12 protein-coding genes are annotated in these 14268 nt (G+C 60.6%); 9 read left to right on the top strand and 3 right to left on the bottom strand.

Going from position 1 to position 14268, the window contains the following annotated elements; all coding sequences use genetic code 11:
- Positions 1-5 precede the first annotated feature (5 nt).
- The 9 genes from murD (at position 6) to lpxC (ending at position 10466) form a co-directional block, all read left to right on the top strand.
- Entirely contained in the window at positions 6-1352 is a 1347-nt protein-coding gene (gene murD / locus AC1D2Q_RS27765; protein ID WP_477815302.1) for a UDP-N-acetylmuramoyl-L-alanine--D-glutamate ligase, read from the top strand.
- Positions 1349-2566 carry a putative lipid II flippase FtsW gene (gene ftsW, locus AC1D2Q_RS27760; RefSeq protein ID WP_018930133.1) on the top strand — a complete coding sequence of 406 codons (1218 nt, stop codon included), beginning with the start codon at positions 1349-1351 and terminating at the stop codon, positions 2564-2566. The genes murD and ftsW overlap by 4 nt, the downstream gene beginning before the upstream one ends.
- Positions 2556-3626 (top strand): undecaprenyldiphospho-muramoylpentapeptide beta-N-acetylglucosaminyltransferase, encoded by a 1071-nt coding sequence (gene murG / locus AC1D2Q_RS27755; protein WP_018930134.1) that lies wholly within the window; start codon positions 2556-2558, stop codon positions 3624-3626. The genes ftsW and murG overlap by 11 nt, the downstream gene beginning before the upstream one ends.
- Positions 3619-5079 (top strand): UDP-N-acetylmuramate--L-alanine ligase, encoded by a 1461-nt coding sequence (gene murC, locus AC1D2Q_RS27750; RefSeq protein WP_477815301.1) that lies wholly within the window; start codon positions 3619-3621, stop codon positions 5077-5079. The genes murG and murC overlap by 8 nt, the downstream gene beginning before the upstream one ends.
- The gene (locus tag AC1D2Q_RS27745; RefSeq protein WP_477815300.1) at positions 5076-6032 is read left to right on the top strand and encodes a D-alanine--D-alanine ligase; all 957 of its coding nucleotides are present in this window, start codon (positions 5076-5078) and stop codon (positions 6030-6032) included. Before murC ends, AC1D2Q_RS27745 begins: the two co-directional genes overlap by 4 nt.
- 4 nt (positions 6033-6036) lie before the next feature.
- Positions 6037-6906, top strand: a complete 870-nt coding sequence (locus tag AC1D2Q_RS27740; RefSeq protein WP_477815299.1) for a cell division protein FtsQ/DivIB — start codon at positions 6037-6039, stop codon at positions 6904-6906.
- Between the two features lie 15 nt (positions 6907-6921).
- Positions 6922-8181, top strand: coding sequence for a cell division protein FtsA (gene ftsA, locus AC1D2Q_RS27735; protein WP_007939849.1), 1260 nt, complete (start codon positions 6922-6924; stop codon positions 8179-8181).
- A 67-nt stretch (positions 8182-8248) separates the two neighbouring features.
- On the top strand, positions 8249-9442 hold the full coding sequence (ftsZ, locus tag AC1D2Q_RS27730) for a cell division protein FtsZ (RefSeq protein ID WP_007939850.1): 1194 nt from the start codon (positions 8249-8251) through the stop codon (positions 9440-9442).
- 112 nt (positions 9443-9554) lie between these two features.
- Positions 9555-10466, top strand: a complete 912-nt coding sequence (gene lpxC, locus AC1D2Q_RS27725; RefSeq protein ID WP_007939852.1) for a UDP-3-O-acyl-N-acetylglucosamine deacetylase — start codon at positions 9555-9557, stop codon at positions 10464-10466.
- Positions 10467-10533: 67 nt separating this feature from the next.
- Here lpxC and AC1D2Q_RS27720 read toward each other — a convergent pair whose 3' ends face one another.
- The 3 genes from AC1D2Q_RS27720 to AC1D2Q_RS27710 form a co-directional block, all read right to left on the bottom strand.
- Positions 10534-12030, bottom strand: a complete 1497-nt coding sequence (locus AC1D2Q_RS27720) for a sensor domain-containing diguanylate cyclase (RefSeq protein WP_477815298.1) — start codon at positions 12028-12030, stop codon at positions 10534-10536.
- 200 nt (positions 12031-12230) lie between these two features.
- The gene (locus tag AC1D2Q_RS27715) at positions 12231-13595 is read right to left on the bottom strand and encodes a heavy metal sensor histidine kinase (protein WP_018930140.1); all 1365 of its coding nucleotides are present in this window, start codon (positions 13593-13595) and stop codon (positions 12231-12233) included.
- Complete coding sequence (locus AC1D2Q_RS27710) at positions 13585-14262, bottom strand: heavy metal response regulator transcription factor (RefSeq protein ID WP_007943491.1); 678 nt, start codon at positions 14260-14262, stop codon at positions 13585-13587. Before AC1D2Q_RS27710 ends, AC1D2Q_RS27715 begins: the two co-directional genes overlap by 11 nt.
- Positions 14263-14268: the final 6 nt, after the last annotated feature.

Raw genomic sequence — 14268 nt, 5'->3', positions numbered from 1 at the left:
AACGAGTGTCTCTGATCGCTTCTGACCACTTCCGCATCGTTGTCGGCCTCGGCAAGAGCGGCATGTCCCTGGTTCGCTTCCTGGCGAACCGGGGCGTGTCGTTTGCTGTCGCCGATACGCGGGAAAATCCACCGGAACTGGCCACGCTCAAGCGTGACTATCCGCACGTGGAAGTGCGTTGTGGCGAGCTGGACGTCGAATTCCTGTGCCGTGCCGACGAGCTCTACGTGAGCCCCGGCCTGGCGCTGGCGACCCCGGCCCTGCAGGCTGCCGCCGCCCGTGGCGTGAAAATGTCCGGCGACATCGAGCTGTTCGCGCGTAACGCGAAAGCGCCGATTGTCGCCATTACCGGTTCCAACGCCAAAAGCACCGTCACCACCCTGGTCGGCGAGATGGCGGCTGCGGCCGGCAAGCGTGTTGCCGTCGGTGGCAACCTCGGCACGCCGGCGCTGGATTTGCTCAGCGACGACATCGAGCTGTACGTGATGGAACTGTCGAGCTTCCAGCTCGAAACCACCGATCAGCTCAACGCTGAAGTGGCGACCGTGCTCAACATCAGTGAAGACCACATGGACCGCTACAGCGGTCTGCCGGCCTATCACTTGGCCAAGCACCGGATCTTCCGGGGCGCCAGGCAGTTTGTGGTCAACCGTCACGACGCCTTGAGCCGTCCGCTGATGGGTGAAGGTCAGCCATGCTGGACCTTCGGTTTGAACAAACCCGACTTCAAGGCCTTCGGCATTCGGGAAGAGAACGGCGAGAAATACCTGGCCTTCGAATTCCAGAACCTGATGCCGGTGCGCGAGTTGAAAGTTCGTGGCGCGCATAACCAGTCCAACGCCCTCGCGGCATTGGCGCTCGGCCATGCCGTCGGCCTGCCGTTCGACGCCATGCTTTCGGCCCTGCGCAATTTCGCCGGGCTCGAGCACCGCTGCCAGTGGGTCCGCGACCTTGATGGCGTGAGCTACTACAACGATTCCAAAGCCACCAACGTCGGCGCCGCCTTGGCGGCCATCGAAGGCCTGGGGGCGGACATCGACGGCAAGCTTGTGTTGATCGCCGGTGGCGATGGCAAAGGCGCCGAATTCAAGGATTTGCGTGATCCGGTGGCGGCCAACTGCCGCGCCGTCATTTTGATGGGCCGTGATTCCGACAAGATCGGTGAGGCCATCGGCGATGCCGTGCCACTGATTCGCGTCGGCTCGCTGATCGAAGCGGTCGAGCAATGCCGCGCCATCGCCGAAAAGGGCGACGCGGTGCTGCTGTCGCCGGCCTGCGCCAGTTTCGACATGTTCAAGAACTACGAAGACCGTGGTCACCAGTTCGTCCGCGCCGTGGAGGATCTGGCATGAGCTTGAGAAACATCATCAAGCCATATCCATCGCCGCTCATCACCGGGCGCGGTATCGACCTCGATTTCCCGATGCTCGCCGGTTGCCTGGCACTGCTCGGCCTGGGGCTGATCATGATTGCCTCGGCATCGACCGAGGTGGGGGCGGTGCAGTCGGGCAGCGCCCTGTACTACATGATTCGCCACCTTATCTACGTTGTGCTGGGCCTGGGTGCCTGCATCGTCACCATGATGATTCCGATTGCCACCTGGCAACGCCTGGGCTGGCTGATGCTGATTGGTGCGTTCGGCTTGCTGGTGATGGTGATCATCCCGGGGATCGGCCGGGAAGTGAACGGTTCGATGCGCTGGATCGGCTTCAGTTTCTTCAACGTTCAGCCTTCCGAGATCGCCAAGGTGTTCGTGGTGATCTACCTCGCCGGTTATCTGGTGCGTCGCCAGAAAGAAGTGCGTGAAAGCTGGATGGGCTTCTTCAAGCCGTTCATCGTGCTGTTGCCAATGGCGGGTCTGTTGCTGATGGAACCGGACTTTGGTGCCACCGTCGTGATGATGGGGGCAGCTGCGGCGATGCTGTTCCTCGGCGGGGTCGGGCTGTTCCGGTTTTCCCTGATGGTGGTCCTGGCCGTCGCGGCAGTGGTGTTGTTGATTCAGATGCAGCCGTATCGAATGGCGCGTCTGACCAACTTTGCCGATCCGTGGGCCGACCAGTTCGGTGCCGGCTATCAGCTCTCCCAGGCCTTGATCGCTTTCGGTCGCGGCGAATGGCTGGGCGTCGGCCTGGGCAACAGCGTGCAGAAACAGTTCTACCTGCCGGAAGCCCACACCGACTTCGTGTTTTCGGTGCTGGCTGAAGAGCTGGGGGCCGTGGGTTCCTTGTGCACGGTGGCGCTGTTCGTCTTCGTGTGTATTCGGGGCATGTACATTGGCCTGTGGGCCGAGAAAGCCAAACAGTTTTTTGCCGCCTACGTTGCTTACGGCTTGTCGTTCCTGTGGATCGGCCAGTTCCTGATCAACATCGGCGTGAACGTCGGCCTGCTGCCGACCAAAGGTCTGACCCTGCCATTCCTCAGTTATGGCGGCAGTTCGTTGGTGATCTGCTGTGCCTGTCTTGGCTTGTTGCTGCGCATCGAGTGGGAGAGTCGAACCCATTTGGGCAGCGAAGAAATGGAATTCCATGAGAGCGACTTCGCCGAGGAGCCGAACCATGGGCGCTAACGTACTGATCATGGCTGGCGGCACCGGGGGCCATGTGTTCCCGGCACTTTCCTGTGCGCGTGAGTTCCAGGCCCGCGGCTACACCGTGCATTGGCTCGGCACGCCCCGCGGGATCGAAAACGATCTGGTGCCGGCGGCTGGTATTGAATTGCATCGGATCCACGCCAGCGGTTTGCGCGGCAAGGGCAAATTGTCCCTGCTCAAGGCGCCGGTCATGTTGCTCAAGTCGATCTGGCAGGCGCGGGCGATCATTCGTCAGCTGCGGCCAGTCTGTGTGGTCGGCTTTGGTGGTTTTGTGACTGGCCCTGGCGGCGTTGCAGCCAGACTGGCCGGCGTGCCGGTCATCGTTCATGAGCAGAACGCCGTGGCCGGTACCGCCAATCGGTTGCTGGTGCCGTTGGCCGCCCGAGTCTGTGAAGCGTTCCCCGACACCTTTACCCTGTCGGACAGCCGTCGGACCACCGGTAACCCGGTGCGCACCGAGCTGTTCCTCGAAACACCGCGACCTGCCCTGGCCGGTCGCAAGGCGCGTTTGCTGATCCTGGGCGGAAGCCTGGGCGCAGAGCCGTTGAACAAGTTGCTGCCTGAAGCCCTGTCGCAAGTCGCCCCCGACCTGCGCCCGGACGTGTTCCATCAGGCCGGCAAAAACCACGATGAGGTGACTGCAGAGCGCTATCGCGCGGCTGGCGTCGAGGCGCAAGTGCAGCCTTTCATCAAAGACATGGCCCAAGCCTATGGCTGGGCCGACCTGGTGGTGTGCCGCGCAGGCGCGCTGACCATCAGTGAACTGGCGGCCGCCGGTCTGCCCTCGATGCTGGTGCCTTTGCCCCACGCGATCGACGATCACCAGACCCGCAACGCCGATTATTTGGCCCGTGAAGGCGCTGCCTTCCTGATGCCGCAAAGAACGACTGGCGCAGCGGACCTTGCCGCTCGCCTGACAGAGGTCTTGATGCAACCGCAACGACTCAACGACATGGCCAGCGCGGCACGCCGCCTGGCCAAACCCGATGCCACTCGTAACGTGGTCGATACTTGCCTTGAGGTGGCCCATGGTTGAGAACAAGAAAGCCATGCCACAACCGGAAATGCGCCGCATCCGTCGTATCCACTTCGTCGGAATCGGTGGCGTGGGTATGTGCGGCATCGCCGAAGTGTTGCTGAACCTGGGCTATCAAGTGTCCGGTTCCGACCTGAAAGCTTCGCCGGTGACTGAGCGCCTGGAGTCTTTTGGTGCGCATATTTTCATCGGCCACCGTGCCGAGAACGCCGCAGCCGCCGATGTGCTGGTGGTGTCGAGCGCCGTCAACACTTCCAACCCGGAAGTCGCGACCGCGCTGGAACGCCGGATTCCGGTGGTGCCGCGTGCCGAGATGCTCGCCGAGCTGATGCGCTACCGCCACGGCATCGCCGTCGCCGGTACCCATGGCAAAACCACCACCACCAGCCTGATCGCTTCGGTGTTCGCCGCCGGTGGCCTGGACCCGACGTTCGTCATCGGTGGCCGTCTGAATGCCGCGGGCACCAATGCTCAGCTTGGCACCAGCCGCTACCTGATCGCCGAAGCCGACGAAAGCGATGCCAGCTTCCTGCACTTGCAACCGCTGGTGGCCGTGGTCACCAACATCGACGCCGATCACATGGCGACCTACGACGGTGACTTCAACAAGCTGAAGAAAACCTTCGTCGAGTTCCTGCACAACCTGCCGTTCTACGGTTTGGCGGTGGTGTGCCTGGACGATCCGGTGGTGCGTGAAATCCTCCCGCTGGTGAAGCGTCCGACGGTCACTTACGGTTTCGGCGATGACGCCGACGTACGCGCCATCAACGTACGCCAGCAAGGCATGCAGACTTTCTTCACCGTGCTGCGCCCTGATCGCGAGCCGCTGGATGTTTCGGTAAACATGCCGGGCAACCACAACGTGTTGAATGCGCTGGCGACTATTTGCATCGCCACCGACGAAGGCGTCAGCGATGAAGCCATCGTCCAGGGCTTGTCCGGGTTCCAGGGTGTTGGCCGTCGCTTCCAGGTGTACGGCGAACTGCCGGTCGAAGGCGGCAACGTGATGCTGGTGGACGACTACGGTCACCACCCGACCGAAGTCGCGGCCGTGATCAAAGCCGTGCGCGGTGGCTGGCCGGAGCGCCGTCTGGTGATGGTCTACCAGCCGCACCGTTACAGCCGCACCCGCGACCTGTACGACGATTTCGTCAATGTGCTGGCCGACGCCAACGTGCTGCTGCTGATGGAAGTCTATCCGGCCGGCGAAGAGCCGATTCCGGGCGCCGACAGCCGCAAGCTGTGCAACAGCATCCGTCAGCGCGGTCAGCTCGACCCGATCTACATCGATCGCGGCATCGACCTCGCGCCGATCGTCAAGCCGCTGCTGCGTGCCGGCGACATTCTGCTGTGCCAGGGCGCCGGTGATATCGGCGGTCTCGCACCCAAACTGTTGAACAGTCCGTTGTTCGCCGGGGCCGTTGCCGCACCGGTAGAGGGGAAGTTGAAATGACTGCTGCTTACGCCAACCTCGTCTCCACTGTCGCGCCGAAGGATTTCGGTCGCGTTGCCGTGCTGTTCGGCGGCAAGAGTGCCGAGCGTGAAGTGTCCCTGAAATCGGGTAACGCGGTGCTCGAAGCACTGCGAAGCGCCGGTGTGGACGCGTTCGGTATTGATGTGGGCGATGACCTGCTGCAGCGCCTGCTGAACGAAAAAATCGACCGCGCCTTCATCATCCTCCACGGTCGTGGCGGTGAAGACGGCAGCATGCAGGGCCTGCTCGAATGCGCAGGGATTCCGTACACCGGCAGCGGCATTCTGGCCTCGGCCCTGGCTATGGACAAACTGCGCACCAAGCAGGTCTGGCACAGCCTCGGCATTCCGACGCCACGCCACGCGGTACTGCGCTCCGAGGCCGATTGTCTTTCGGCGGCGACGGAACTGGGCTTCCCGTTGATCGTCAAACCGGCCCATGAAGGTTCCAGTATCGGGATGGCCAAAGTGACTACCGCGCCCGAGTTGATCGAGGCGTGGAAAGCGGCCAGTACCTACGATTCGCAAGTGTTGGTCGAGCAATGGATTCACGGTCCGGAGTTCACCATCGCCACCCTGCGTGACCAGGTGTTGCCACCGATTGCCTTGGGCACGACGCACAGTTTCTACGACTACGACGCCAAGTACATCGCCAACGATACCCAGTACCGCATTCCGTGCGGCCTGGACAGCGACAAAGAAAAGGAACTCATGGACCTCACGGCCAAAGCCTGTGAGGCGCTGGGTATCTCCGGTTGGGGCAGGGCGGACGTGATGCAGGACACCGACGGGCAGTTCTGGTTCCTGGAAGTCAACACCGCACCGGGCATGACCGATCACAGTCTGGTGCCAATGGCGGCCCGTGCCGCCGGCCTGGATTTCCAGCAACTGGTTCTGGCGATTCTGGCCGCAAGCATCGAGCCACGAGGGTAAGACCATGCAAGGCGCACAGCTGAGACATCAGCCCTCCGCACCACCCGGCCGCAAGCCGGTGCCGCGGGGTGCCAGCCGAATGGTGGCCAAAGAGCCGATGTCCGTGCGCCTGCCGAAAGCCAACTTCGGTTTTCTGAAAAGCCTGTTCTGGCCCGTGCTGCTGGTGGCGTTGGGGTTCGGTACTTACGAAGGCGCACAGCGATTGCTGCCGTACGCCGACCGGCCGATCACCAAAATCGCCGTGCAGGGCGACTTGAGTTACATCAGCCAGCAAGCGGTGCAGCAGCGGATCGCCCCATACGTGGCGTCGAGCTTCTTCACCATCGACCTGGAGAGCATGCGCACCGAGCTTGAAACGATGCCATGGATTGCCCACGCCGAAGTGCGTCGGGTGTGGCCGGATCAGGTAGTGATTCGCCTGGAAGAACAACTGCCGGTGGCCCGTTGGGGCGATGAGTCGCTGTTGAACAACCAGGGGCAGGCGTTCACCCCGCGCGAGCTGGCGAACTACGAACACTTGCCACAGCTGTTCGGCCCGCAGCGGGCCCAGCAACAAGTGATGCAGCAATACCAGGTGCTGAGCCAGATGCTCAGGCCATTGGGCTTCTCGATTGCACGCCTGGAGTTGCGTGAACGAGGCAGCTGGTTCCTGACCACCGGCGCAGGCAGCGCGGGCCCGGGAATCGAACTGCTGCTGGGACGCGGCAACCTGGTGGAAAAGATGCGCCGCTTCATTGCCATCTATGACAAGACGCTCAAAGAGCAGATTACGAACATTGCGCGCATCGATCTGCGCTACGCCAACGGCCTTGCCGTTGGCTGGCGGGAACCTGTAGCGCCCACGGCAGCCCAACCCGCTGTCGCGAAGAATTGAGAAGAGGCAGGACCCATGGCAAACGTGCAAAGCGGCAAAATGATCGTCGGTCTCGATATCGGCACCTCCAAGGTGGTGGCGCTGGTAGGCGAGGTTGCGGACGACGGCACGCTCGAAATCGTCGGGATCGGTACTCACCCGTCCCGCGGCCTGAAAAAAGGCGTAGTGGTGAACATCGAGTCCACCGTCCAGTCGATCCAGCGTGCTATTGAAGAAGCGCAGCTGATGGCCGGTTGCCGGATCCATTCGGCGTTCGTCGGCGTGGCCGGCAATCACATCCGCAGCCTGAACTCCCACGGTATCGTGGCGATTCGTGATCGCGAAGTCAGCTCCGCCGACCTTGAACGCGTCCTCGACGCCGCCCAGGCTGTGGCAATCCCGGCTGACCAGCGCGTGCTGCACACCCTGCCGCAGGATTACGTGATCGATAACCAGGAAGGCGTGCGCGAGCCGCTGGGCATGTCCGGCGTGCGTCTGGAAGCCAAGGTTCACGTGGTCACCTGCGCCGTCAACGCCGCACAGAACATTGAAAAATGCGTGCGTCGCTGCGGCCTGGAAATCGACGACATCATTCTCGAGCAACTGGCTTCGGCGTATTCGGTGCTGACCGACGACGAGAAAGAACTGGGCGTGTGCCTGGTGGACATCGGCGGCGGCACCACCGACATCGCGATCTTCACCGAAGGCGCGATCCGCCACACCGCGGTGATCCCGATTGCGGGCGACCAGGTGACCAACGACATCGCGATGGCGTTGCGCACCCCGACCCAGTACGCCGAAGAAATCAAGATTCGCTATGCCTGCGCCCTGGCCAAACTGGCCGGTGCCGGCGAAACCATCAAGGTGCCGAGTGTCGGCGACCGTCCACCGCGCGAACTGTCCCGCCAGGCCTTGGCCGAAGTGGTCGAGCCGCGTTACGACGAGCTGTTCACCCTGATCCAGGCCGAGCTACGTCGCAGCGGTTACGAAGATCTGATCCCGGCCGGCATCGTGCTGACCGGCGGTACGTCGAAGATGGAAGGCGCTGTAGAGCTGGCCGAAGAGATCTTCCACATGCCGGTTCGCCTGGGCGTGCCTCATGGCGTCAAGGGCCTGGACGACGTGGTTCGCAACCCGATCTATTCCACCGGCGTCGGCCTGTTGATGTACGGCCTGCAGAAGCAGTCCGACGGGATTTCGTTCTCGGGCATCGGCAGCCGCGACAGCTACAGCAACGACGAACCGAAAGCCGCTCTGCTCGATCGCATCAAGAGCTGGGTACAAGGCAATTTCTAAAGCTTTACCGCAACACCGCTTCAAACAGCAGTAGGCGAAAAAACTAGAGAATGTAAGGAGAGGGAAAATGTTCGAACTCGTAGACAACATCCCCGCAAGCCCGGTAATTAAAGTTATCGGTGTTGGCGGTGGCGGCGGCAACGCTGTCAATCACATGGTCAAGAGCAACATTGAAGGCGTTGAATTCATCTGCGCCAACACTGATGCCCAGGCGCTGAAAAGCATCAGCGCGCGCACCATTCTGCAACTGGGCACCAGCGTGACCAAAGGTCTGGGCGCTGGCGCCAACCCTGAAGTAGGTCGTCAGGCCGCTCTCGAAGACCGTGAGCGCATTGCCGAAGTCCTGCAGGGCACCAACATGGTGTTCATCACTACCGGCATGGGCGGTGGTACCGGTACCGGTGCTGCGCCAATCATTGCTGAAGTGGCCAAGGAAATGGGGATCCTCACCGTTGCGGTAGTGACCCGTCCGTTCCCGTTCGAAGGCCGCAAGCGCATGCAGCTCGCCGACGAAGGTATCCGTCTGCTGTCTGAAAGCGTTGACTCGTTGATCACCATTCCCAACGAGAAACTACTGACCATCCTCGGTAAAGACGCAAGCCTGCTGTCGGCTTTCGCCAAGGCCGACGATGTACTGGCCGGTGCCGTTCGCGGTATCTCCGACATCATCAAGCGTCCGGGCATGATCAACGTCGACTTCGCCGACGTGCGTACCGTGATGAGCGAAATGGGCATGGCGATGATGGGCACTGGCTGCGCCAGCGGTCCGAACCGTGCACGTGAAGCTACCGAAGCGGCCATTCGCAACCCGCTGCTCGAAGACGTGAACCTGCAAGGTGCACGCGGCATCCTGGTGAACATCACCGCCGGTCCTGACCTGTCTCTGGGTGAGTACTCGGACGTGGGTAGCATCATCGAAGCCTTTGCTTCCGAGCACGCGATGGTCAAGGTCGGTACCGTTATCGATCCGGACATGCGCGACGAGCTGCACGTGACTGTTGTTGCTACCGGTCTGGGCGCTAAAATCGAGAAGCCTGTGAAGGTCATCGACAACACCGTTCACACCTCGATGGCTTCCCAGCCACAACAACAAGCCCCTGTTCGTCAGGAACAGCCTGCGGTGAACTACCGTGACCTGGACCGTCCGACCGTCATGCGCAACCAGGCTCAGGCCGGTGCTGCGACTGCCGCGAAGATGAACCCGCAAGATGATCTGGACTACCTGGACATCCCGGCTTTCCTGCGTCGTCAGGCCGATTGATGAAATGTATCAGGGGTATTAGGGTGATTGGTGTTCAGCAAAGGTCTGGTCTGCTATCATCGCCAGCCTTTGTTGATACCAGTTCGCAATTTGCGCTGAAGCGGCCCATGCCATGATTAAACAACGCACCCTGAAGAATATTATCCGTGCCACAGGTGTCGGCCTGCACTCCGGGGAGAAGGTCTACCTGACCCTCAAGCCAGCGCCTGTCGACACCGGCATTGTGTTTTGTCGTGCTGACCTCGACCCTGTGGTGCAGATTCCTGCCCGCGCGGAAAACGTTGGCGAAACCACTATGTCGACCACGCTTGTTAACGGTGACGTCAAAGTGGACACGGTGGAGCACCTGCTCTCGGCCATGGCTGGCCTGGGCATCGATAACGCCTACGTCGAGCTCTCCGCGTCCGAAGTCCCGATCATGGATGGTAGCGCTGGACCCTTCGTATTCCTGATTCAATCGGCCGGCCTGGAAGAGCAGGACGCTGCCAAGAAGTTCATCCGGATCCTGCGGGAAGTGACAGTGGAAGACGGCGACAAGCGCGCCACTTTCGTCCCTTTCGAAGGTTTCAAAGTGAGCTTCGAGATCGATTTCGATCACCCGGTTTTCCGTGACCGCACACAAAGTGCAAGCGTGGATTTTTCCAGCACTTCGTTCGTAAAAGAAGTCAGCCGCGCACGTACCTTTGGTTTCATGAGTGATATCGAGTACCTGCGCAAGCACAACCTCGCACTCGGCGGCAGCGTTGAAAACGCTATTGTGGTCGACGCGGATGGTGTACTGAACGAAGACGGCCTTCGCTATGAAGACGAATTCGTGAAGCACAAGATCCTCGATGCGATTGGTGACCTCTACCTGCTGGGCAATAGCCTGATTGGTGAGTTCAAGGGCTTCAAGTCCGGACACGCATTGAACAACCAGCTGCTGCGCAAGTTGATTGAGCAGACAGATGCTTGGGAAGTCGTGACGTTCGAAGACGCCAGCACCGCACCGATCTCTTACATGCGTCCTGTTGCGGCCGTGTAAGCAAAAAACCTCTCTAGTTTTTTAAAGGCTACCTTCGGGTGGCCTTTTTTTATGCCTGCGGGAACGATCAAGCCGCAGCGACCACCCGATTCCGCCCGTTTTCCTTGGCCTGATACAGCGCCTTGTCCGCTGCAAACAGCAACTGTTCCAGGCTGATGTCGGTTGCTGTCGTCCAGGTACTGATACCAATACTGACAGTAATCGGCGACACATCACCCCCCACCAACGGCAATTGCTCCACCGCCATACGGATTTTTTCGGCAATCTGTTGTGCGCCGGCGCTGTCGGTTTCAGCCAGGATCACTGAAAACTCCTCGCCACCATACCGGGCGACCAGGTCCGCCGGCCGTCGAACATGGGTGTCGATCACCTTGGCCACCGAGCGCAAGGCATCGTCGCCACCCTGGTGGCCATGGCGATCATTGAACGCCTTGAAGTGATCGATATCGATCATCAACAGCGACAACGGCTGACCGGAACGCTGGGCACGAAACCACTCATGGTGCAGGGCCTGATCCAGGCTTCGGCGATTGGCCAGACCGGTCAAGGGGTCGGTGGCGGCCAGTTGTGCCAGTTCCTGCTCGGCACTTTGGCGTCGACGCAGCTCCCGGCAGAGCAACCAGGTCAGCCACAGCAGGCTCGCGCACAGGGCAATGGTCGCAGAAGTGACCACCACCGCGGTGCGCTTCCAGGCCGCAAAGACTTCATCGCTGGACAGCGCAACGATGACAATCAACGGCAAATTCCCGACCTTGGAGAAGGTGTACAAGCGCTCGTCCTTGTATCGACTGGACATGCCGGTGAAGCTGCCGTTGCCTTCTTTGACGATGCGCTGAAAATTGGGGCGATTACCGAAGTTCTTGCCGATCAGTTCTTCGGCCAGACGGGGTTGCTGAGCCAGAAGAGTCCCGTCCTTGCTGATCAGATTGACCGTGCTGTCGCGGCCGATGCTCAAACTGTTGAATAGCTGATCGAAATAACTCAACCGCATGGCGGCTTCGGCCACACCGAGGAACTCGCCCTGGGGGCCGTTCATCCGTCGGCTGAAACTGATACGCCAATCCTGTTCGGGCGACCTGGATCTGTAGGGGCGACTGATGAACATGCCCGGGTCCGGGTTGTTCACGTGAGACTGGAAGTATTCGCGATCGGCATAGTTGCCTTGCCTGGGCTCCACCGAGGCCGAGTCGGTGATGACGTCGCCCTTGTTGTCGAGCAATAAAATGTTGCCCTTGTACGGCGCGGCGGTGGCGCGGTCGAAATAGGCCAGGTGGCGAATGGCTGGGGAAACGTTCTTGAGGTCTTCCCGCTGGGAGGCAGCGATCAAACCCAGCAGGGACACGTCATAGAGTTCGACATTGCGCAGCACGTCGGCGTCGATCAATTGCACGATATTGTTGGCGGCGCGAGCGGCGGACAATTCGGCATTGGCGCGTTCGCGGATCAGCAGGAACGCGACGATGCTCAGTATTGCAATCACCAACAACACACTACTGAGAACCAGAAGCCGCTCCGAGCGTGTCGAAAAGATCGGATCACGGGATTTCGCACTGTTCACACTCATGGTTCTGACTTCTGCAAATAAGGCGTTATGAAAGTGCTTTTACAAGAATCGGGCAGAGTCCCAGAAACCGGTCGCGTACAGCGCGTCTGTATAAATCCCGGATACAAAAAAGGCCAGCAAAACATGCTGGCCTTTTGCTAATGAAAGCTTAGAAGACATTCAGCGGGTAGTCGACCCAGTGGCGAGAGGGTTCTGTGCGATCAAACCGGGAGGTGTATGCCGAACGTATTCATCCCATGATCACTGCGCACAAACACATCACCGCCATGCATCAGCGCAATCGCCTTGACGATCGCCAACCCCAGGCCATGGTTGTTGCCACTGTTACTGCGTGATGCATCGACCCGGTAGAAACGTTCGAACAGGCGCGGCAGATGCTCATTGGCAATCGGCGACCCCGGGTTGGCGACGCCGATGCTCACCTGATGCTCCTCGACTTCGATCCGCACCTGAATCACTTGCCCTGGCGCTGTGTGTTGCACCGCGTTGCTCAGCAAGTTGATCAACGCCCGGCGCAGATGAGCGATCTCGATGCGCACCTGCGCATCGCCACTGACCTCGACCTGAACCTGCGCATCCTCAAGAATGAAATCCAGGTACTCCAGCGTCGTCGCCACTTCATCAGCCAGCGAGGTGGACGTCAGTTGGGTGGCTTTGCTGCCCTGATCCGCGCTGGCAAGGAACAGCATGTCATTGATGATCGAGCGCAGCCGCTCCAGCTCTTCGAGGTTCGATTGCAGCACTTCGAAATAGTGTTCGGCGGAACGCCCGCGTGTCAGCGCAACCTGGGTCTGGCCGATCAGGTTGGTCAGCGGCGAGCGCAGTTCATGGGCCACGTCGGCATTGAACGATTCCAGCCGCGAGTAGGCCTGTTCGACTCGTTCCAGGGTGGCGTTGAACGAGCTGACGAACTGGTCGAGCTCCGGGGGCAATGGCGATAATTGCAGGCGCCCGGACAGCCGTGGTGGCGCCAGGCGCTGGGCTTCCTGCGACAACTTGATCAGCGGCTTGAGGCCGATCCGCGCCACCCAATAACCGAGTAGCGAGGCCAGCAATACCCCAATGATCGCCAGGCTGATCAGGGCGATCAGCAAGTGGTGCTGCGTCTCGTAAAAGGTTTCGGTGTCGATGCCGATCATGAAGCGCAGCGGTGGGCGCTGGTCCTTGGCCGGCAACTCGGTGAGCAGCACTTTCAGCGGGTACGGATGGTCGGGTAATTCCATGTCGCGCATGCCCAATGGGCCTTGGGCGAACGCGCGGATCGACGCGTCGGGTTGGCCGTATTCATAACCGGGATTACCGCTGACCACCCAAAAGCGAATGCGCTTGTCTTCTTCGCTCAGCAGCTTGAGCTTGGCGTTGATCTTCACCCAATGCTCGGGCGTGCCGTAACGGTTGAGCGCCGATTCGAGCACGCTGTAGCGGGCATCGAGCTCGGCTTCGGGCAGCAGGCCCAAGCCCTTGTCGACCTGTTGATACAGCGCACCGCCGATCAACAGAAACACCAGCAGCGCCACCAGCGTAAACATCCCGCTCAGGCGCAGCGCGATGGAATTACTGGACACCACGGCTCTCCAGCACATAACCCATGCCACGAATGGTGTGCAGCAGTTTCTCGTCGAACGGCCCGTCGAGCTTGGCCCGCAGGCGCTTGATCGCGACTTCGACCACGTTGGCGTCGCTGTCGAAATTGATGTCCCAGACCATCTCGGCGATGGCGGTTTTCGAGAGGATTTCACCCTGTCTGCGCGCCAACACACTCAACAGCGAAAACTCCTTGGCGGTCAGGTCCAGACGGGTGCCGGCGCGGGTGGCTTTGCGGCTGATCAAATCTATCCACAGGTCGGCGATGCTCACCTGCACCGGCTCATGGCCACCGCTGCGCCGGGTCAGCGCTTGCAGGCGCGCCACCAGTTCGAGGAAGGAAAACGGTTTGCCGAGGTAATCGTCCGCGCCATCGCGCAGGCCTTTGATGCGGTCTTCAACCCGCTCGCGGGCGGTGAGCATGATCACCGGGGTTTGCTTGCGCGCACGCAATGCGCGCAGCACGCCGAAACCGTCGAGGCCCGGCAGCATGACGTCGAGGACGATCACCGCGTAGTCACTTTCCAGCGCCAGGTGCAGGCCTTCGACGCCATCGCGGGCCACGTCCACGGTGTAACCCTGTTCCGTCAGGCCGCGGTGCAGATAATCCGCGGTTTTTTCCTCGTCTTCGATAATCAGAACGCGCATGACCCC

The sequence above is a fragment of the Pseudomonas sp. P1_A1 genome (genome assembly GCF_056406935.1).
Note: the sequence above shows the minus strand (reverse complement) of the source record. Positions and strands in the feature narration are given on the sequence as shown.